The sequence below is a fragment of the Xanthobacter sp. DMC12 genome (assembly GCF_056314105.1).
Map to the genome: position 1 here is coordinate 65,845 of NZ_JBQUYZ010000003.1, position 20,061 is coordinate 85,905.

Consider the following 20,061-nt stretch of genomic DNA (forward strand, 5'->3'; position numbering starts at 1 on the left):
CCGGGACAGGCCTGATCCGATGACCGCTCCCATCCTCGTAACCGGCGGTGGCCGCGGGTTGGGCGCCGCCATCGTGCGGCGTCTGGCCGAAGCCGGCCACCCCGTCGTCTTCACCTATCGCTCGGCCGTCGCCGAGGCGGAGGCGCTGATCGCCGACATTCGCGTGACGGCGCCGGACGCAATCGTCTCCGCCCGGCCTCTCGACCTCGCCGACCGCGCAGCGGTGGAGGCGTTCGCCGAGGAGCTGGAGGCCGGGGAAACCTTCTTCGGCTTTTGCCACAACGCGGGCGCCTCTTACGACACGCTCGCCGCCATGATCGACCAGGACAAGGCCGAGGCGGTGATGCAGGTGAACCACTTCGCCTTCGTCCGCCTCACCCGCGCTCTGGTGCGTCCCATGACCCGCGCCCGGACCGGCCGCATCGTCGCCATCGGCTCGGTGGCGGCGCTGCAGGCGAACCAGGGCAATGCCGCCTACGCCGCCTCCAAGGCCGCCCTCCTCGCCCACGTGCGCGGCCTCGCCATCGAGACCGCCCGACGCGGCGTGACCGTCAATTATGTCGCGCCCGGCTTCATCGATACCGCCATGCTGGAGAAGTTCGCGGACTATCGGGCGAAGATGGAGGCGCAGATCCCCGCCGGCCGCTTCGCCACGCCCGACGACGTGGCGCAGGTGGTGGCCTTCCTCTTCTCCCCCGGCGCGGGCTATATGACCGGCGCCATTCTGCCGGTGGATGGCGGGCTCTCCGCCTCGCTCGCCGCCCACCGCTGACACCTATTCCAAGAGAACAACAATGCGTGGCCTCCAGCTCGTCTCCGACCGCAAGCTCGAACTCGTCGAACTCCCCGAGGCGGAAGCCCCGGGCGCCGGAGAGGTGCAGATCCGGGTGAAGGCGCTGGCGCTCAACCACATCGACGTGTGGGGCTGGCGCGGCATGGCCTTCGCCAAGCGCAAGATGCCCCTCGTGGTGGGGGCCGAGGCGGCCGGCGAGATCGTGGCGCTGGGTGCCGACGTGCGCGGCCTCAAGGTGGGCCAGACGGTCGCCATGTATGGCGCCATGACCTGCGGCCACTGCGCAAACTGCCTGAAGGGTCGCGACAACCTCTGCCAGAACGTGGGCGGCGTGCTGGGCTTCCACATCGACGGCTTCGCCCGCGACGTGCTGAACATGCCCGAGCGCCTCGTCATCCCCGCGCCCGAGGGCGTCTCCTTCGAGGAAGCGGCCTGCGCCGGCATCACCTTCTCCACCGTCGAGCACATGCTGTTCGACAATGCGAAGCTGGAAAAGGGCGAGACCGTGCTCGTCCACGCCGGCGGCTCCGGCATCGGCTCCGCCGCCATCCGCCTCGCCAAGGACGTGGGCGCCACCGTCATCACCACCGTGGGCGATGACGAGAAGATGGAAAAGGCCAAGGCGCTGGGCGCCGACCACGTCATCAACTACCGCAAGGACCGTTTCGAGCACGAGGTCCGCAAGATCACCAAGAAGGTGGGCGTGGACGTGGTGTTCGAGCATGTGGGCGCGGACACCTGGAACGCCTCGCTGCTCTCCATGAAGCCCGGCGCGCGCCTCGTCACCTGCGGCTCCACCTCGGGCGTCTCGGTGCAGATGAACCTGATGCAGCTATTCCAGCGCCAGTACAAGATCTTCGGCTCGTTCGGCGCCACCATCCGCAACGTGGCCGACGGCCTTGAGAAGATGGGCCGGGGCGTCATGCCCGTTATCGACACCGTGGTGCCCCTCGAGAACTTCAACGAGGGCCTGGAGCGGCTGGAAAGCCGCAAGGTGTTCGGCAAGATCGTGGTGAAGTTCTGAGGCGGGGGCGGCGCACGCGACCGTGGCCCGGCTTCCCCTCCCCGTCCGCAAGGCAATCCACCGGCTGAAGCTGGCGCTTGCGCCCGCCGTCGAGGTGCTGGTCGCAGGCTATGTGCGCTTCTCCGTGTGGTGGCTGCGCCTGTGGCCGCTGTGGCTCTCGGCCGGCGGCATGGCCTTCTGGGCCAAGCTGCTCGGACCTTTCTTCGCGGTCAGCAAGGTGGCGCGGCGCAATCTCGCCGCCGCTTACCCCGAGAAGAGCGCGGCGGGGATCAACACCCTCGTCCGCGGCATCTGGGCCAACATGGGCCGCCTCGCCGCCGAGTTCGCCCAGCAGGATCGCCTGTGGGACTATAATCCCGCGCATCCCAACACCGGCCGGATCGAAGTGAAGGGCGCGGAGATCTTCCAGCGCCTGCGGGACGACGGCCGACCGGCGCTGTTCTTCACCGCCCATACCGGCAATTGGGAATTGTGCGCCATCGCCGGCGCCGCGTTCGGCGTCCCGGGGGGCGTGCTCTATCGCGCGCCGAACAACAAGCGCGCCGCCGAGCTGATCGAGGAGATGCGCTCCGGCACCATGCCGGGCCTCATCCGCGCCGGCCGCGATGCTGGACGCCAGATGGCGCGCATGCTGGCGGAGGGGCAGCATCTCGGCATGCTGGTGGACCAGTATTGGACCGGCGGGCCGGAGGTGATGTTCTTCGGCCGCCCCTGCGCCACCAACCCGACGCTCACCCGCCTCGCCCGCCAGTTCGATTGCCCGGTGCATGGCATGCGCGTCATCCGCCTGCCCGGCGCCCGCTTCCGGGTGGAGATCACCGAGGAAATCGCCCTCCCCCGAGATGCCGAGGGCAAGATAGATGTGGTTGGCGGCATGCAGGCCGTCACCTCGGTCATTGAGGGCTGGGTGCGCGAACATCCTGAACAATGGCTCTGGCTGCACCGCCGCTGGCGGTGAGGATTTCTCCCTCCCCCTTGCCGCGACCCCGCCATTCCTATAAAGCCCGCGCTTTCCGTTTTCGCGAAGGTTCGAGGGATGAGCACGGCCGACGTTGCCGTCATCATGGGCAGCCAGTCCGATTGGGAGACCATGCGCCATGCGGCCGAGACGCTGGATGCGCTCGGGATCGCGCACGACTGCCGCATCGTCTCCGCCCACCGCACGCCCGATCGCATGTATGCCTTTGCCAAGAACGCGAAGGCGGATGGCTTCAAGGTCATCATCGCCGGTGCCGGCGGCGCGGCGCATCTGCCGGGCATGGTGGCGGCGCTGACGCCCCTGCCCGTGTTCGGCGTGCCGGTTCAGTCGAAGGCGCTCTCCGGCCTCGATAGTCTTTATTCCATCGTGCAGATGCCGGCCGGAATTCCGGTCGGTACGCTGGCCATCGGCGTTGCCGGTGCAACCAACGCCGCCCTGCTGGCGGCCGCCGTGCTGGCGCTCTCAGATCCCGCCCTCGCCGAGCGGCTGGACGCCTGGCGCGCCGCGCGCACGGAAGCCGTGGCGGAACGGCCGGTCTGACCATGCTAAAGCCCGGTAGCGTTATCGGTATCCTCGGCGGCGGGCAGCTCGGCCGCATGATCGCGCTCGCGGCTGCGGAACTTGGCCTCAAGGCGCATGTGCTGTGCCCGGACAAGGACAGCCCCGCCTTTCATGTGAGCGCCGCGCATGTCTGCGCCGCCTATGACGATTTCGACGCGCTGGAGACGTTCTCCGCGGGCGTCGACGTGGTGACCTACGAGTTCGAGAACGTGCCGCTGGCCACCGCGGAGTTCCTCGCTGCGCGCGTGCCGCTGCGGCCGGGCGCCAAGGCGCTCGCCATCACGCAGGACCGACTTGCCGAGAAGAGCTTCGTGCGCGACCTCGGCATCGAGACCGCGCCCTTCGCGCCGGTGGACAGCCTCGCCGATCTCGAAGCCGCGGTTGCGCAGCTTGGCCTTCCCGCGGTGCTGAAGACCCGCCGCTTCGGCTATGACGGCAAGGGGCAGGTGATGATCCGCCCCGGCGAGGACCTCACCGCCGCGTGGCATGCGCTCGGGCGGCAAAGTGCCATCCTCGAAGGCTTCGTCAGCTTCTCCCGCGAAGTCTCCGTGGTGGCGGCGCGGCGCGGCGATGGTGCCTTCTGCGCCTATGACGTGACCGAGAACGTCCATCGCGAGCACATTCTGCACACCTCCACGGTCCCCGCGACCCTCACCGCCGAGGCGGCGCGCAAGGCCCGGGCTATCGCCCGGGACATCGGCGACGCGCTCGACTACGAGGGCGTGTTCGCGGTCGAGCTGTTCGTGGTGTGCCAGGGCTCGAACGAGCGGGTGATCGTCAACGAGATCGCCCCGCGCGTGCACAATAGCGGGCACTGGACCCAGGACGGCGCCGTCACCTCACAGTTCGAGCAGCACGTGCGGGCCATTGCCGGCTGGCCGCTCGGCGAGGTGTCGCGCGTCGGCCGGGCGCAGATGACCAACCTCATCGGCGCCGACGTGCATGACTGGCACGCCTTGCTCGCAGAGCCCGGCACGCACGTCCACCTGTACGGCAAGGAAGAGGCCCGCGCCGGTCGCAAGATGGGCCATATCGTGCGTGTCCAACGCGATCCCGAAGCCTGCGCCAACCTGCCCGATGGCGACGGCTGCTGAATTGTGAGCCGGCTCTTCCGCTAGGGACTGAGACGAATCGCCCTGATGACGCACCGCCGCATTTGACGCATGACTCGGGGGTCCGCGGCGGTTTTCATTTACCGCCGAAGCCATGACCCGAATTTGTGGTGGCAGATGTCTTTGTCCGACGATCGCATCAAGGACCGCTTCTCCGAATGGCTGCGCGACCTTGCACGGCACATGGCCCAGTCCGGCCGCTATTGCAGCTGGCGGGTGATCCAGATCGAGCTGCGCTTCATGCAGGGTATCCGCGAGGCAGCGACCTGCTTCTCCGACGCGGCCATCCGCAGCGAACTTGATGCCCTTTGCCGCGAAGCGCAGAAGCGCGGCGGGCCGATCTTCATTGTGCCGGCCAAGAGCGAATCCAGCCTCCCGGCCACCGGCTGCTGAGGCTGGCGGGTCGCGCCGCCGACTGCCGCCGGCCCGCCGGAAAGTGAGCCGGCGCAAGGCGCCGCCTCCCGTTTCCAACGCAGCAAGGCGTGTGGACAAGCTCCCCCTCTTCTGGTAAGAGAGCGCTTCCTTCGGACAGGTCGAGGACAGGCGTACGCGCCATCTTCTGCGGTCCGGCGTTTCAGATCAGGTAAGGCTCCGGCTCGGCGCAACAGCTCGAAGAGGTAAACACGTGCAAGTTCTCGTCCGCGATAACAATGTCGATCAGGCCCTCAAGGCGCTCAAGAAGAAGATGCAGCGCGAGGGGATCTTCCGCGAGATGAAGCTGCGTGGCCACTACGAGAAGCCGTCCGAGAAGCGCGCCCGCGAGGAGGCCGAGGCCATCCGCCGCGCCCGCAAGCTGGCCCGCAAGCGCGCCCAGCGCGAAGGCCTGATCCCGTCCAAGCCGCGCCCCACCCGCTGAGACGTGAAGGTCGCTGAGGTCCGCAACGCCGGGCATTCGAGCTGACCGTCGAAAGCGTCCCCTCAGTCGGTTTTGAAGCTTTCCATCCGCGCGACTCCGGTCGCGCGGATTTGCTTTTGTCCGGTCCGCGCTTCGCGTGCGCCGCTTTTTGCGTGCTCCGCCTGGCGCCGCCTCTCGCCTGTCGCGCGCCTGTCTCCAAAGCCGTGGGAAGAGAAGATGTTGTTCGATCAGATTGCGGTGCAATCCGGTCGGCGCCTGCTCTAGACTGCCGTTGCGCCGGCATGCCGGGCCTTGATCCGGCTGCGGGTCGGACGGCCGGCGCAGGGGGCGGAAGGCCCCCGACAAGGGAGAAAGGCCGAATGGTCGCACGCGTGGTCACTGTCGAGCCCTTCGATATCGTCGTCTTCGGCGCCACCGGCGATCTCGCCCGCCGCAAACTCCTCCCGGCGCTGTTCGAGCGCGACCTCGCCGGCCAGATGCCGGACGACGCGCGCATCATCGGCACCTCCCGCCGCCCCCTACCCGATGAAGACTTCCGCGCTTTCGCACGCGATGCGCTCGGCGTGGCGGATGGCGTCGAGGACGTGGACCAGGCGGTGCTGGCCCGCTTCCTCAACCGGCTGACCTATGTGGCGGTCGATGCCCTCTCGGACGAGGGCTGGCCCGATCTCGCGGCGACCCTGAAGACGGGAGAAGATCGCGTCCGCGTCTTCTATCTGGCCGTTGGGCCTGACCTCTTCGATCCCATCTGCGCGCGCATCGGCGCGTTCGGTCTCGTCACGGACCTGTCCCGCGTGGTGGTGGAAAAGCCGGTCGGCAAGGACCTCGCCTCGGCCCAGAAGGTGAATGCCGCGGTCGGTCGCGTCTTCCGCGAGGAGGCGGTGTTCCGCATCGACCACTATCTCGGCAAGGAGACGGTGCAGAACCTGATGGCGCTGAGATTCGCCAACGCCTTGTTCGAGCCCGTGTGGAACAACGCGCACATCGACCATGTGCAGATCACCGTGGCCGAGAGCATCGGCACCGCCGGCCGCGCCGGCTATTACGACACGGCCGGCGCGCTGCGCGACATGGTGCAGAACCATATCCTCCAGCTCCTCTGCCTTGTTGCCATGGAGCCGCCCGTCTCCCTCGATGCGGACGCGGTGCGCGACGAGAAGCTGAAGGTGCTCAAGGCGCTGGAGCCCATCAACGAGAGCAATTTCGCGCAGATGACGGTGCGCGGCCAGTATCGTGCCGGAGCCTCGGCCGGCGGGGCAGTGCCCGGCTATCTGGAGGAACTCGGCTCCGGCGAGAGCAGCACCGAGACCTTCGTCGCCATCAAGGCGGAGATCGGCAACTGGCGCTGGTCCGGCGTGCCGTTCTACCTGCGCACGGGCAAGCGCCTCGCCTCGCGCGTGTCCGAGATCGTGGTGGCGTTCCGGCCTATTCCCCATTCGGTGTTCGACGATCACGCCGGCCCCATCATGGCGAACCGCCTCGTGATCCGCCTGCAGCCGGACGAGGGCGTGAAGCTGTGGCTGATGATCAAGGACCCTGGCCCCGGCGGCATGCGTCTGCAGCATGTGCCGCTCGACATGAGCTTCGCCTCCGTGTTCGGGGTGCGGAACCCGGACGCCTACGAGCGGCTTATCATGGACGTGGTGCGCGGCAACCAAACCCTGTTCATGCGTCGCGACGAGGTGGAAGCCGCCTGGCGCTGGGTGGATCCCATCCTCGACGCCTGGCGGGCCTCGCGTGACCAGCCCAAGCCCTACACGGCCGGGACATGGGGGCCTTCCGCCGCCATCGCCCTGATCGAACGGGACGGGCGCACCTGGACCGATGACGCCTGAGGCTGCCCGTGACCCCGCCGACAACACCCATCGCCCTCAACGCCTATGACGATCCGGCCGGCCTCGCCCGGGCGCTGGCCGTCCATGTGGCTGAGGCTCTGCGGCGCCGCATCGCCCAGAACGGCACAGCGAGCCTCGCCGTGTCGGGCGGGCGCACTCCGGTTGCCTTTTTCGAGGTGCTCGCCAGCGCGCCGATCGACTGGTCCCGCGTGGAGGTGACGCTCGTGGATGAACGCTGGGTGCCGGAGACGTCGGACCGCTCTAACGCCGCCCTTGTCCGGCGTCACCTGCTCAAGGGACCGGCTGCCGCCGCCCGCTTCCTGCCACTCTATACCGGTGCGCCAACACCGGAGGAGGGAATAGCGGAGGTTGCCGGGCGGGTCACTGCCCTCCCCTCCCCCTTCGCCGCCGTGGTGCTGGGAATGGGGGACGACGGGCATACCGCCTCTTTCTTCCCCGGCTCCGAGACGCTTGCCGCAGCCATCGATCCGACGACGCCGGAAGCCCTCGTGGCCGTGCGCGCCGACGCGGCAGGAGAGCCGCGCATCACCTTCACCCTGCCCCGGCTGGTTTCGGCAGACACGCTCGTGCTCCACATCGAGGGCATGACCAAGCGCGCCGTGCTGGAGCGCGCCTGTGCCGGCGGCCCTGTTGACGAATTGCCCGTCCGCTCCGTCCTCCGGGCGCGTGCGCCCCTCGACGTGATGTGGTGCCCCTGAGAAAAGAGGTCCGAGCCATGACTGATGACCAGCCGCGCGCGACCGACGCTGCCTTCGCCGCCCTCGACGCCGCCTGGAAAGGCCGGACCGGACGCATCGCCGACCTGTTCTCTGCCTCCGACCGCTTCGAGCGATTCTCCACCAGCTACGGCGACCTGCTGCTCGATTTCTCCAAGACCGCGCTGACCGAGGACACTTTGGCGCAGCTGCTGGATCTCGCCCGGGCCGCCGGTGTGGAACAGCTGCGGGATGCCATGTTTGCCGGCGATCACATCAATCTCACCGAGGACCGAGCGGTGCTGCACACGGCGCTCCGCAATCGCTCGGACGAGAGCATCCCGGTCGACGGCATCGACGTGAAGACAGGGATAGACGAGACCCTGCGCAATCTCGCCAGCTTCGCCTATGCGGTGCGCGAGGGGCGGATCGCCGGAGCTCGGGGCAATGCCTTCACCGACGTGGTGAACATCGGCATCGGGGGATCGGACCTCGGCCCGGCCATGGTGACCGGCGCACTCGCGCCCTATCACGACGGGCCACGCTGCCACTTCGTCTCCAACGTGGACGGCGCTCACATCGCCGACACGATCAAGGGGCTCAATCCCGCGACGACGCTGTTCATCGTCGCCTCCAAGACCTTCACCACCGTCGAGACGATGTGCAATGCGGGCACGGCCCGCGCCTTCATCGCGGATGCGCTAGGCGAAGCAGCGGTCGGCGACCATTTCGCAGCCGTCTCCACTGCGCTTGACCGGGTGGAGGCCTTCGGCATTTCGCGCGAGCGGACCTTCGGCTTCTGGGACTGGGTGGGTGGTCGCTATTCGGTTTGGTCCGCCATCGGCCTTCCGGTGATGATCGCCATCGGCCCGGACCGGTTCAGTGAGTTCCTCGCCGGCGCCGCGGCCATGGACGAGCATTTCCGCTCGGCGCCGCTGGACCAGAACATGCCGGTGCTGCTGGGCCTCGTCGGGATCTGGCACCGCAACGTCTGCGGCTTTCCCAGCCGAGCCATCATTCCCTACGACCAGCGGCTCGCCCGCCTGCCCGCCTACCTCCAGCAGCTGGACATGGAGAGCAATGGCAAGGGGGTCACCCGCGACGGACAGCCGGCGGCCCGTGGCACGGGACCTATCGTCTGGGGCGAGCCGGGCACCAATGCCCAGCACGCTTTTTTCCAGCTGCTCCACCAAGGCACCGATACCGTGCCGGTTGAGTTCCTGATTGCGGCTCAGGGCCACGAGGCAAACCTGACGAATCATCAGAACCTTCTGGTGGCCAATTGCCTCGCCCAGGCGGAGGCGCTGATGCGTGGCCGCACGCTGGAAGAAGCCGCGGCTCAGTTGGTGGAGAAGGGTTTCGATGCCGACAAGGTGGCGGCCATTGCGCCCCATCGTGTATTTCCCGGAGACCGCCCGTCCGTTACCATCGCCTATGCCGAGCTGGACCCGTTCTCGCTCGGCCGCATCATCGCGCTCTATGAGCACCGCGTGTTCGTCGAGGCGGCGGTGTGGGGAATCAACGCCTTCGACCAATGGGGCGTGGAACTGGGCAAGGAACTGGCGACCCAGTTCCTCCCGGCGGTCCAGGGCGGGCCGCTTCCCGCGGGTGCATCGGGCTCGACGGCGGGACTGCTCGCCCATCTCGGCGCGCTCCGGCAGGGCTGAAACGCCTGCTCTTCTCCTAATTGCCCTGCGCGCTTGTGCGCCCTTGCCGACGGAAGCGGGCAATGCTGCTATGCAGCATTGCGGGTCCGCCTCTGCGTATTTTGTATACCACGAGCTTGGACAAGCGCGGTACAAGGTGAGCGTACCGGGACGCGGAGGCGTCGGGCGAATTGGATCGAGCCCGACGAAACGCGCCGCATCCCTTCGGCATCATGCCGGGAGAGAGTTATGAACGCGCTTGAGCTTACGGCTTTCGGCCTTTTCGGGATCGTCCTCACCTTCGCCGCGAACGGCCTCACGGCCCAGAAGCCGTACATGACGGTTGCCGGCGGCCCTGGCATTCCGATTGAGGATGTCCTGCTGCAGACGCCCGAGCCTCGCTTTGCCCGCGTTGCCCCCTCCGCGGACTCCAAGGGCACCGCCTCGAACCTCGTCATGGTCCATGCGGGTCCCTTCACAGCTTCGGCCCCGCGCGGCAACTGAACAAAAAGAAGGGAGCGGCAAGCCGCTCCCTCAGTTGGGCCCGGGGTAGGTGGGCCGAAAGTTTGAGGCCGAGCCTCAGCCGGTGACCTTGGCGCTCGCCGGCTGGGCAGCAGCCTCGGCGGCGGCGCCGGCGACGAAGCGGCTGCGCATCGGCTTCAGGACGAAGATGGCCATGAGGGCGGCGATCGCATTGACCGCAGCGGTAATCATGAACACCAGGTCCCAGTTGCCGAGGCTCGCAACAGCCACCGAGGCCATCGGCACCACCAGAGAGGCCGTGCCCTTGGCGGTGTAGAGAAGGCCGGCATTGGTGGTGGCGAACTTGCCGCCGAAGGTGTCGCCGCAAGTGGCGGGGAAGAGCGAGTAGATCTCACCCCAGGCGAAGAACACGAGGCCGGTCAGCAGCACGAACAGCACCGGGTTGGAGCCGAAGTGCGCCAGGGCCAGCACACCCACCGCTTCGAGACCGAAGGCGATGAACATGGTGTTCTCACGGCCGATGTTGTCCGACACCCAGCCGAAGAAGGGACGGGTCAGGCCGTTCAGCACGCGGTCGATGGACAGCGCGAAGGTCAGCGCCGGCATCGTCAGGCCGAGGATGGAGACCGGCACGTCGGCGATCTTGAAGTCCTTGGCGATAGAGCCGAGCTGCGCGGTCGCCATGAGGCCACCAGCCGCCACCAGCACGAACATCAGGTACATCACCCAGAACACCGGGGCCTTCACCATCTCGCCTGGGCCGTAATTGCGACGGCTCTGGGTAGCGGATGCCTTGACCGGGGGAAGCTGGCCTTCCTTCGGCGCCTGCAGCAGCAGGGAGAGCACCATCACGACGGCGCCCTGCATCAGACCGAAGAACAGGAAGGTGTGCTCGTAGCCCTGCGACTTGATCATGGCCGCGATGGGCACGATCGTGAGGGCGGAGCCGGCGCCGAAGCCCGCAGCGGTGATGCCCGCGGCGAGACCGCGGCGATCGGGGAACCACTTCAGCGCGGAGCCGACGCAGGTACCATAGACCGCGCCCGCGCCGGTGCCACCGAGGGCCGCCGAGACATAGAGCATGGCGAGGCTGTCGGCCCGCGAATTCAGGAACCAGGACAGGGCGCACAGGATACCGCCGATGAACACGACGATCCGCGGGCCGAACTTGTCCACGAACCAGCCCTCAACGGGGACCAGCCAAGTTTCGAACAGCACGAAGATGGTGAAAGCGACCTGGATGGAGGCGCGGCCCCACTGGTGCTTCTCATTCATGGGCTCGACGAACAGCGTCCACCCATACTGAAGATTGGCGATCATCGACATGCAGATGACGCCGATGAGCAGTTGCAGCCAACGCCCTCCAATCGGGCCGCCGACAGGCGCTGCGGAGTTCTGAGCCATTTCCTTCCCTTTCTCACTGGGGATCATCGAGTGCGATGAACGGCCCGTGACGGTCGCCATTCTTGTTCGGGTCATTCATCGACCCGTTCGCGAACCACGACGGAAGATGAGGAAGGAATCTGGTATACAGAATGCCGTTACGGCTATGTAACTGTTACTTTCCCATGAAAACCAGACGTTAAAGGGCTATTTTGCCAAGCCGGCACCAGAACCCGCCCGCGAAAAGGGGGGCCTCCCAAGTTCCACATTGCGATCTCAGCAATCCAATGCAGAAGAGGGCGACGTACTCATCTTCTCGTCTACTTTGAGACATACGAACATGAGCCGAATCATTTTCCTTTTCTACATTGATGCGAGGGCCCAGCCAAGCCCCGCCATTTAAGCAAGGCGATCCCCTGGGCGGGACCAGATTCGCCATCACCGGCACCAATTCGGCCCTGCCATCTGCGCCTCAAACGAAAAAAGCCCCGGCCGAAGCCGGGGCTTGAGGGACCGCCAGATGGCGGTGGAGGGACTCGTTGGCGCGCGAGCAGGCCGCGCGGATCGAGGTGTGGCGTTTCTGGGAGGGGCCTCGCCCCTTTCCCGAACACCAGCGCCATCCAGGCGGCGCGCGACAGAGTCAATCCGGGCGGCTCTTTACCGCCCGGATTGGGAGACTTACGCCGTCGCCTGGCGCGTGGCCGTTGCCGCCGCAGCCGCCTCGGCATTGAGCCGGTGATGGCGGGCGAGCATGGGCCGCAGGACGAACAGGGCGGCGAAGGCGGCGGTCAGGTCCATGGCGGCGACCGTGTAGAGCACCGTGCTCCAGCTGCCGGTCGCTTCCATCAGCAGGTTGGCCAGCGGCACCAGCAGGGCGGCGAAGCCCTTCGCGGTGTAGAGCATGCCGTAGATCTTGCCGATGTGCTTGGAACCGAAGGTATCTGCCGCCGTGGCCGAGAACAGGGAGTAGACTTCACCCCAGGCCAGGAAGACGACGCCGGACAGGATCACAAACGCCCAAGGATTTGTCCCGAACGTTCCCAGCGCCACGATGCCGATACCTTCCATGGCGAAGGCGAAGAACATGGTCTTCTCACGGCCGATATGGTCGGAGATCCAGCCGAAGAAGGGACGCGAGAAGCCGTTCAGGATGCGGTCCAGCATCAGGGCGAACGGCAGCGCGGCCATGGTGAAGAAGTACAGGTTCACGTCGATGTGCTTGACGCCAAGGTCTTCGGCGATCACGCCCAGCTGCGCCACCGCCATCAGGCCGCCCGAGACGGTGAGGACGAACATGGTCAGCATCACGTAGAAGACCGGGGTGCGCAGGGCTTCACCGAGGGTGTAGTCCCGCCGGGACTGGGCCACCGTCGAGGAGAACGTCACCTCGCTCTTGCCCGGCGCCCGAAGGAAGCCGGCGGCAAGCATGATGACCGCGCCCTGCACGAGGCCGAAGGTGAAGAAGGTTTCCTGGTAGCCGCTCGACTTGATCATCGCGGCGATGGGCAGAATGGTCAGCACCGTGCCCGAGCCATAGCCGGCGGCCGTGAGGCCGACCGCAAGACCACGGCGATCCGGGAACCACTTCAGCGCGGCATTCACGCAGGTGGCGTAGACGCAGCCGACGCCGATGCCGCCGATGGCCGCCGCCACGTAGAGGGCTGTGAGCGAACCGGCATAGGAGTTCATCACCCAGCTGAGGCCGGTGAAGAAGCCGCCGACCAGCACCATCACGCGCGGGCCGTACTTGTCGATGAAGTAGCCCTCGATGGGCGTGAGCCAGGTCTGCACCACGACGAACACGGTGAAGGCCACCTGGACGGATGCGCGGGTCCAGCCGTGCGCCGAAACGATCTCGGGGACAAACAGCGTCCACGAATACTGGATGTTTGCTGCGGCCACCATGCAAACGACGCCGGCGACCAACTGGAGCCAGCGATTTGTCGCTGGCGCCTTCACTGCCATTTCGCTCATTTTTCCTACCCCTTAGACCATTTTTATATTTTTGATCTGATTGACCGCCCCACCCTCTTCTTGTCCCTCGTGGCGCGGCGTTTCGTTTTTCGGACGGTTCGTTCCCTCCCCGTCAGACAGCACCGGCGGCACGCATGCCGGCGATCTCTTCGGCCGAGAAGCCCACGCTCGCGAGGACCTCCTCGGTATGCTCGCCGAGGAGCGGCGCGCGCTCCACTGGCACGTGATTGGCGGACAGGCTGATGGGCGAGCCGACCGTCACATAGGTTCCACGCTCGGGGTGCGGCACCTCGACGAGGAAGCCGCGATCGTAGAGCGCGCGATCCTCCATGATGTCCTTGGTCGAGAGCACCGGGCCGCAGGGCACGTCGATGGCGTTGAGCGCCTCCATCACCTCAAACTTGGTGCGGCGGGCGGTCCAGCGCTCGATGATCTCGAAGCACTGATCCAGCCGTTGGGCGCGGGCCTCGTGGGAGGCGAATTTGGGATCGTCGATCAGGTCCTTGCGGCCCACGAGGCGCATCAGCGGCGCCCAGCCCTGGGGCTGGATGATGACGTAGCAATAATCGTTCTCGCCGCCGGGAGCGCAGCGCAGGGCCGCGCCGGGCTGGCCGCCGCCGGAGCAGTTCCCGGCCCGCGGCACGCATTCGCCGGACGGGGCGCCGGGATATTCACCGAGCGCGCCCGCGTCGAGGCGCTGCTGGTCGCGCAGCTTCACCCGGAGCAGGTTGACCACGCAGTCCTGCATGGCCACGTCCACCTTCTGGCCCTCGCCCGTCACGGTGCGCTGGAACAGAGCTGCGAGGATGCCGGCGACGCAATGGATGCCGGTGCCGGTGTCGCCAATCTGGGCGCTGGAGGCCGTCGGCGGTCCGGAACGCCAGCCGGTCGTGCTCATAGCCCCGCCCATCGCCTGGGCAATGGTCTCGTAGGCCTTGGCGTCAACGCCCGAGGCTTCGGCGAAGCCGCGGATGGAGGCATAGATCAGCCGCGGGTTGCGGACGCGCACCTGCTCATAGCCGAAGCCCTGACGGTCGAGCACGCCGGGGCCGAAATTCTCGACCAGCACATCGCAGGTTTCCACGAGGCGGTTCAATGCCTCCTGGCCGGCGGGGGTCTTGATGTTGAGAGTGACGCTCTTCTTGTTGGCGTTGAGCATGGTGAAATAGAGACTGTCCACGTTGGACTTGTCCCTCAGCTGCGACCGGGTGATGTCCCCACGCCGCGGCATTTCCACCTTGATGACATCCGCGCCCAGCCACGCAAGAAGCTGCGTCGCCGAGGGGCCGGACTGAACGTGCGTCATGTCCAGGACGCGCACGCCGTCAAGCGCCTTGCCCATGCACCCACTCCCGGAAATTCCTGCCCTGTTTCGGTGCCGGTCTGCGCCGGCTTGGACGTGCCCCCAGAGATACGATCGGAGGGAACATTCCCTGGCATTTCAAGTTTTGAATTACGTATGCCAGATACAGAACTGTAACACTGCGTTCGCCCATTCGCAAACGGGTTTTGAGTCATTCTTAGACCAAAGTCGGAAAAAACGTCGGGGCCGCAGCGGGATACAGGCGGCCCCGATGGCTGCCAGCGCCTCAGCGCAGGGCGGCGAGGCCGGCTTCGATACCGCCCGAAACGGCCTCAAGTGCCGGCTGGGCCTCGGATTCCTTAAGGTAATGCCGCATGAGGTCGGTCGCGCTGATGACGCCGACCAGGGCGTAGCTCTCAATCACCGGCAGATGACGCACCTGATGCTCCACCATCAGCCGAAGCACCGCCTCTATGGTGTCTTCAAGAGTGCAGGAGATGACCTCTCGCTTGAGCAGCGAGGCCAGCACCACCTTCGGCGTATTGGCGCCATGCTCCAGAACCGCGCGGGTCACGTCCCGCTCGGAGAAGACCCCCACCACCGTGTTGCCCTCGGTGCGGCAGACATCCTTGACGATGACGGAGGAAATGTTCTCCCGCTTCATCACGAGCACGGCGTCGGCCACCGTCTCGTGCATGCGCAGGGTGATGATGCGGGTGTCACGTTTTTCCCGCAGGATATCGTCCACGGTAATCATTGGCGTGTCCTCCCCTGGCGAATGCTCGCCCAATGCCACGGCGAAGCGCCGTCCGGCAGGGTGGGGCATTGTTCGCCCATCTCCCCCCGATCATCGTGGTATTCAAAATACATCCTGTCAACGCAAGAAGCGTCCCGCATCTGCGCAGAAGATGCTGCGTTGCCGAAAGACTAGGGAGAGGCTGCGGCATCGCTTGCCAGCGCGCTCTTCCTCGCATGTGATATGATGTATTTGGTGCGCAAGACGGGAATCACTTCAGGCCCGCCGGAACGCCGCAAGCCTAAGGCGAAGGGGTGCGATGACGTACCAGGATATCAACGTGAAGCCGATCGAGACGGAATCGAGCTTCCGGATGAAGGCCTACAAGGCGCTGAAGGCGGCCATCATGGAGATGGACATCTACAGCCACCCCGAGGAAATCCGCCTTGAGGAGCGCCAGCTTTCGGAGAAGCTCGGGGTGTCGCGCACACCCATCCGCGAGGCGATGACCCTTCTTGAGCAGGAGGGCTTCGTGCGCTCCGTGCCGCGCCGGGGCATCTTCGTGGTGCGCAAGACCAAGCAGGAAATCATCGAGATGATTACCGTCTGGGCGGCGCTGGAGAGCATGGCGGCGCGGCTCGCCTGCGAGCGCGCTACCGAGGCCGAGATTCGCCAGTTGCGTGAGAACGTCCGCGCCTTCGCAAACCGGAACCCGGAGGAGTTCGTCTCCGAATATTCGGAAGCCAACCTCGCCTTCCACAAGCTCATCATCCGCATGTCCGGCTGCGCCCTGATCGCGGAGACGACGGAAAACCTGTTTCCCCACATGCGCGGCGTCCGGAAGGTCACCATCGGCCAGGCGCACCGGGCCCAGCGGTCCATCGTCGACCACACCCACATCGTCGAGGCCATCGAGAAGCGCGACCCGGACCTCGCCGAGCGCCTCGTCCGCGAACACACCCTCGGCCTCGCCAAGCACGTGGCGGAGCATGGCGAGTTCCTGAACTAGCCTTCTCCTTGCACGAACCGACAAAAGAAAAGGGCCGGCACCCGCGTGCCGGCCCTTCCTATTTTCGCGCGCAAACGGCTCAGGCCGCCTTGTGCTTCTCGATCATCGTGACGAAGCGGTCGAACAGGTAGTGGCTGTCCTGCGGGCCGGGGCTCGCCTCGGGGTGGTACTGCACCGAGAACACCGGCTTGTCGGCCAGCGCGATGCCGGCATTGGAGCCGTCGAACAGGGAGACGTGGGTCTCCACCGCGTTCGTCGGCAGGCTGTCACGATCAACGGCGAAGCCATGGTTCATGGAGGTGATTTCCACCTTGCCGGTGGTGAGGTCCTTCACCGGGTGGTTCGCGCCGTGATGGCCCTGATGCATCTTCACCGTGCGGCCGCCGACGGCGAGGCCGATCATCTGGTGGCCGAGGCAGATGCCGAAGGTGGGCACGCCCTTCTCGATCACCTTCTGGATCACAGGCACCGCATATTCCCCCGTGGCCGCCGGATCGCCGGGGCCGTTGGAGAGGAACACGCCGTCCGGCTGGAGCGCGAGGATGTCCTCGGCCGAGGTTGTGGCGGGCACCACGGTGACCTTGCAGCCGGCGCGGGCGAGCAGGCGCAGGATGTTGCGCTTCACGCCGTAGTCGATGGCGACCACATGGTGGCGCGGGGCCTCCTGCCGGCCGTAGCCGGTCTCGGCGTCCCAGGTGGTCTCGTCCCAGCCGAACCGCTGCGCAGAGGTCACGCCGGGCACGAGGTCCATGCCGACGAGGCCGGGCCAGGCGCGGGCTTCCGCCTTCAGCGCCTCGATGTCGAACACGCCATCGGGGGCATGAGCGATGACCGCATTGGGCATGCCCGCCTCACGGATGAGGGCGGTGAGGGCGCGGGTGTCGATGCCGGTGATTCCCGGGATGCCGCGGGCCTTCAGCCAGTCGTCGAAATGACGCGTGGCGCGATAGTTGGACGGGTCCGTCACCGCGGTGCGCAGCACCACCCCGCGCACGCCGGAGGCCGAGGCCATGGACACCGTCTCGATGTCCTCCTCGTTGGTGCCGACATTGCCGATATGCGGGAAGGTGAAGGTGATGATCTGCCCGGCGTAGGAGGGATCCGTTAGGATTTCCTCATAGCCGGTGATGGCGGTGTTGAAGCACACTTCGCCGGCGAGATGGCCGGTGGCGCCGATGCCGAAGCCTTCGAGCACCGTACCGTCGGCGAGCACGAGCAGGGCGGTGGGCCGGGGCTCGGCCCAGCCCTCGGTGGCGTTGGGGGCGTGGTCTTGTTCGCTGGTCATGGATCGCCTAGATAGAGGCTCGCGCGCCGCGTTTCCAGCGCCTCTCGCAGGAATTTGTGCGCCCCCAGCGCCGCCGGCCGGATGGCCGCGCGAACCTGCTGCCGGAACTGGCGCCACCCAACACAGGACGGACGATCGTGCTTCGCGACGACATCAACGCGGCTCTGAAAGAGGCGCTAAAGGCCCAGGATAAAAAGAGAACCGGGACGCTCCGCCTCATCAATGCGGCGCTCAAGGACCGGGATATCGAGCAGCGGGGACATGGCAAGGACCCGCTCAATGACGACGAATTGCGCGCCCTGCTCGCCAAGATGGTGAAGCAGCGGGAAGAGAGCGCCAAGATCTATGACGAGGGCGGCCGCCCGGAGCTTGCCGCGCAGGAGCGCGAGGAAATTACCTACATCCAGGCCTTTCTGCCCAAACAGCTTTCCGAGGCCGACACGCGCGCCGCCATCGCCGCGGTGATCGCCGAGATCGACGCCAAGGGCATCAAGGACATGGGCCGCACCATGGCCGTCCTGAAGGAGCGCCACGCCGGCGCCCTGGATTTCGGCAAGGCGTCCGGCTGGGTCAAGGAAGCGCTGACGGCGGCCTGACCGGGCCGGTTCACACCACGTTTCCGGGTGAGGTTCAGGGGCGGAATCGGTGACGTTCGGCAGATGCCGGTCCCGCCTCCGCCCCTTTTCTCATTTCCGGCTCCAGATCTGCCGGTCGACTCCGGGGGGCAGGTCGGCCATCTCGTCGGCGACGAACACCGGCTCCTTCCCCGACTTCCGCTGCGTAAGATAGTCCTTCGTCAACCGCACCACCGTGCCCGAGAGCAGGACGATGGCGACGAGGTTGATGGAGGCCATCAGCCCCATGGAGGCGTCCGCCGCGTTGAACACGGTGGCGACGCTCTGCAGCGATCCCCACACAACCATGGCCAGCAACGCAAGGCGCAGGATGATGACGCCCGAGACATGGCCGTGCCCGAGGAAGACCAGTGCATTCTCGGCATAGGAATAGTTGCCGATGATGGAGGTGAACGCGAAGAAGAAGATGGCGATGGCGATGAAGTAGCGCCCGAGATCGCCCACATGGACCTGCAGCGCGGCCTGGGTGAGCTGGGTTCCGGTGAGCTGGGCCGAGGGCTCCACCTCCGACAGGAGGATGAGCAGCGCGGTGGCGGTGCAGATCACGATGGTGTCGATGAACACGCCCAGCGACTGCACGAAGCCCTGGCTCACCGGGTGGTGGGGATCGGGCGTCGCCACGGCCGCGATATTGGGGGCGCTGCCCATGCCCGCCTCGTTGGAGAACAGGCCGCGCTTCACCCCGTTCATCATGGCCGCCGCCACCGAGCCGGCGACGCCGCCCGCCGCCGCGCCGACGCCGAAGGCGCTGCCGACGATATGGGCGAGGACGCTCGGCACCAAAGTGATGTGGGTGGCGAGCGCATAGACGGCGAGGGCCACATAGGCGAGGGCCATGAAGGGCACCACCAGCTCGGCAGTGCGGGCGATGGCGGCGATGCCGCCGAAGATAATGACGCCCGAGAGCACGGCGATCACCAGCCCGGTGCCGAGCTTGGGCACGCCGAAGGCGCCCTGCACGGCATCGGCGATGGAATTGGCCTGCACCGCGTTGAACACCAGCCCGAACGACGGGATGAGGCAGACCGAGAACAGCCCGCCCGCCCACGAGGCCTTGAGGCCATGGGCGATGTAGAAGGCCGGGCCCCCGCGATAGCGGCCCTCGTCGTCCTTCACCTTGTAGAGCTGGGCGAGCGTGCTCTCGGCGAAGGCGGTGGCCATGCCCAGCGCCGCCACCACCCACATCCAGAAGATGGCCCCCGGCCCGCCGAGGGTCAGCGCCACCGCGACGCCGGCGATGTTGCCGGTGCCGACGCGCGAGGCGAGCGAGGTACACAGGGCCTGGAACGGGGTGATGCCCGACTTGTCGGTGTCGTTGGAGCGCAGCACCGAGCGCAGCATCTCGGGGAAATGGACGATCTGCACGAAGCCGAGCCGCAGCGTGAAATACACGCCCACCGCCAGCAGCCCGTAGATCAGGATGTAGCCCCAGAAGATGGTGTTGAGGAAATCGATCACCGCATCCATGTCAGCCAGCCCCCCGCTGAATGGCCAAGCTTATCAGCGTGACCTTGGCGGTCCATCCCTTCCGGCACCGGTCGCGCCACTTTCCGGACACATTTCGGCGACGGCGGGAGGGTGTGGATAGAGGGGATTGCGGGGGCGGACCGCTCTCGCGCCCCGGACGCATGCAGCGACAGTGGAATGCGAGCCGGGCCCAGCGCGAGGGCCCGCCGAAGGCGCTGCCGAACCCCAGCGCTCTCAAGCTTTGCCCCGCTGCGCGGGCACTTT

Annotated in this window: 19 protein-coding genes; 13 read left to right on the forward strand and 6 right to left on the reverse strand. The window is 66.5% G+C overall.

Translation table 11 applies throughout. The features are described 5' to 3' along the window. The first annotated feature begins 19 nt into the window (after window positions 1-19). The 11 genes from ACT535_RS13450 (at window position 20) to ACT535_RS13500 (ending at window position 10,026) form a co-directional block, all read left to right on the forward strand. Complete coding sequence (locus tag ACT535_RS13450; protein ID WP_476364774.1) at window positions 20-772, forward strand: SDR family NAD(P)-dependent oxidoreductase; 753 nt, start codon at window positions 20-22, stop codon at window positions 770-772. A 22-nt stretch (window positions 773-794) separates the two neighbouring features. Beyond that, on the forward strand, window positions 795-1,817 hold the full coding sequence (locus ACT535_RS13455; RefSeq protein ID WP_168458869.1) for a zinc-binding dehydrogenase: 1,023 nt from the start codon (window positions 795-797) through the stop codon (window positions 1,815-1,817). A 22-nt stretch (window positions 1,818-1,839) separates the two neighbouring features. After that, on the forward strand, window positions 1,840-2,775 hold the full coding sequence (locus tag ACT535_RS13460) for a lipid A biosynthesis lauroyl acyltransferase (protein WP_476364775.1): 936 nt from the start codon (window positions 1,840-1,842) through the stop codon (window positions 2,773-2,775). Between the two features lie 78 nt (window positions 2,776-2,853). Next, on the forward strand, window positions 2,854-3,336 hold the full coding sequence (gene purE / locus ACT535_RS13465; RefSeq protein WP_168458871.1) for a 5-(carboxyamino)imidazole ribonucleotide mutase: 483 nt from the start codon (window positions 2,854-2,856) through the stop codon (window positions 3,334-3,336). A gap of 2 nt (window positions 3,337-3,338) precedes the next feature. After that, complete coding sequence (locus tag ACT535_RS13470) at window positions 3,339-4,451, forward strand: 5-(carboxyamino)imidazole ribonucleotide synthase (protein ID WP_168458872.1); 1,113 nt, start codon at window positions 3,339-3,341, stop codon at window positions 4,449-4,451. A 135-nt stretch (window positions 4,452-4,586) separates the two neighbouring features. After that, on the forward strand, window positions 4,587-4,862 hold the full coding sequence (locus ACT535_RS13475; RefSeq protein ID WP_476364776.1) for a hypothetical protein: 276 nt from the start codon (window positions 4,587-4,589) through the stop codon (window positions 4,860-4,862). A 232-nt stretch (window positions 4,863-5,094) separates the two neighbouring features. Next, the gene (gene rpsU, locus ACT535_RS13480; protein ID WP_012113273.1) at window positions 5,095-5,325 is read left to right on the forward strand and encodes a 30S ribosomal protein S21; all 231 of its coding nucleotides are present in this window, start codon (window positions 5,095-5,097) and stop codon (window positions 5,323-5,325) included. A 359-nt stretch (window positions 5,326-5,684) separates the two neighbouring features. Further along, window positions 5,685-7,160, forward strand: coding sequence for a glucose-6-phosphate dehydrogenase (zwf, locus tag ACT535_RS13485; protein WP_168458874.1), 1,476 nt, complete (start codon window positions 5,685-5,687; stop codon window positions 7,158-7,160). Window positions 7,161-7,168: 8 nt separating this feature from the next. Beyond that, window positions 7,169-7,879 (forward strand): 6-phosphogluconolactonase, encoded by a 711-nt coding sequence (pgl, locus tag ACT535_RS13490; RefSeq protein WP_476364777.1) that lies wholly within the window; start codon window positions 7,169-7,171, stop codon window positions 7,877-7,879. Between the two features lie 17 nt (window positions 7,880-7,896). Further along, complete coding sequence (gene pgi, locus ACT535_RS13495) at window positions 7,897-9,543, forward strand: glucose-6-phosphate isomerase (RefSeq protein WP_476364778.1); 1,647 nt, start codon at window positions 7,897-7,899, stop codon at window positions 9,541-9,543. 228 nt (window positions 9,544-9,771) lie between these two features. After that, the gene (locus ACT535_RS13500; RefSeq protein ID WP_476364779.1) at window positions 9,772-10,026 is read left to right on the forward strand and encodes a hypothetical protein; all 255 of its coding nucleotides are present in this window, start codon (window positions 9,772-9,774) and stop codon (window positions 10,024-10,026) included. A 75-nt stretch (window positions 10,027-10,101) separates the two neighbouring features. Here the strand turns inward: ACT535_RS13500 and oxlT (ACT535_RS13505) are convergent, their stop codons facing one another. The 4 genes from oxlT (ACT535_RS13505) to ACT535_RS13520 form a co-directional block, all read right to left on the reverse strand. Then, complete coding sequence (gene oxlT / locus ACT535_RS13505; RefSeq protein ID WP_476364780.1) at window positions 10,102-11,409, reverse strand: oxalate/formate MFS antiporter; 1,308 nt, start codon at window positions 11,407-11,409, stop codon at window positions 10,102-10,104. 657 nt (window positions 11,410-12,066) lie between these two features. Continuing rightward, complete coding sequence (gene oxlT, locus ACT535_RS13510; protein ID WP_476364781.1) at window positions 12,067-13,362, reverse strand: oxalate/formate MFS antiporter; 1,296 nt, start codon at window positions 13,360-13,362, stop codon at window positions 12,067-12,069. 112 nt (window positions 13,363-13,474) lie between these two features. Next, complete coding sequence (frc, locus tag ACT535_RS13515; protein ID WP_168458879.1) at window positions 13,475-14,704, reverse strand: formyl-CoA transferase; 1,230 nt, start codon at window positions 14,702-14,704, stop codon at window positions 13,475-13,477. A gap of 247 nt (window positions 14,705-14,951) precedes the next feature. Continuing rightward, on the reverse strand, window positions 14,952-15,422 hold the full coding sequence (locus ACT535_RS13520; protein ID WP_476364782.1) for a CBS domain-containing protein: 471 nt from the start codon (window positions 15,420-15,422) through the stop codon (window positions 14,952-14,954). 298 nt (window positions 15,423-15,720) lie between these two features. On the opposite strand from ACT535_RS13520, the gene ACT535_RS13525 reads away from it, so the two are divergent. Beyond that, the gene (locus tag ACT535_RS13525) at window positions 15,721-16,410 is read left to right on the forward strand and encodes a GntR family transcriptional regulator (protein ID WP_168458880.1); all 690 of its coding nucleotides are present in this window, start codon (window positions 15,721-15,723) and stop codon (window positions 16,408-16,410) included. A gap of 79 nt (window positions 16,411-16,489) precedes the next feature. Here the strand turns inward: ACT535_RS13525 and carA are convergent, their stop codons facing one another. After that, window positions 16,490-17,695: a glutamine-hydrolyzing carbamoyl-phosphate synthase small subunit gene (carA, locus tag ACT535_RS13530; RefSeq protein ID WP_476327861.1), complete on the reverse strand. Its 1,206-nt coding sequence runs from the start codon at window positions 17,693-17,695 to the stop codon at window positions 16,490-16,492. A 137-nt stretch (window positions 17,696-17,832) separates the two neighbouring features. Between carA and ACT535_RS13535 the strand changes: the two genes are divergently transcribed. After that, complete coding sequence (locus ACT535_RS13535) at window positions 17,833-18,291, forward strand: GatB/YqeY domain-containing protein (protein ID WP_168459242.1); 459 nt, start codon at window positions 17,833-17,835, stop codon at window positions 18,289-18,291. A gap of 90 nt (window positions 18,292-18,381) precedes the next feature. Here ACT535_RS13535 and ACT535_RS13540 read toward each other — a convergent pair whose 3' ends face one another. Then, window positions 18,382-19,797: an alanine/glycine:cation symporter family protein gene (locus ACT535_RS13540; RefSeq protein WP_476364783.1), complete on the reverse strand. Its 1,416-nt coding sequence runs from the start codon at window positions 19,795-19,797 to the stop codon at window positions 18,382-18,384. Window positions 19,798-20,061 lie beyond the last annotated feature (264 nt).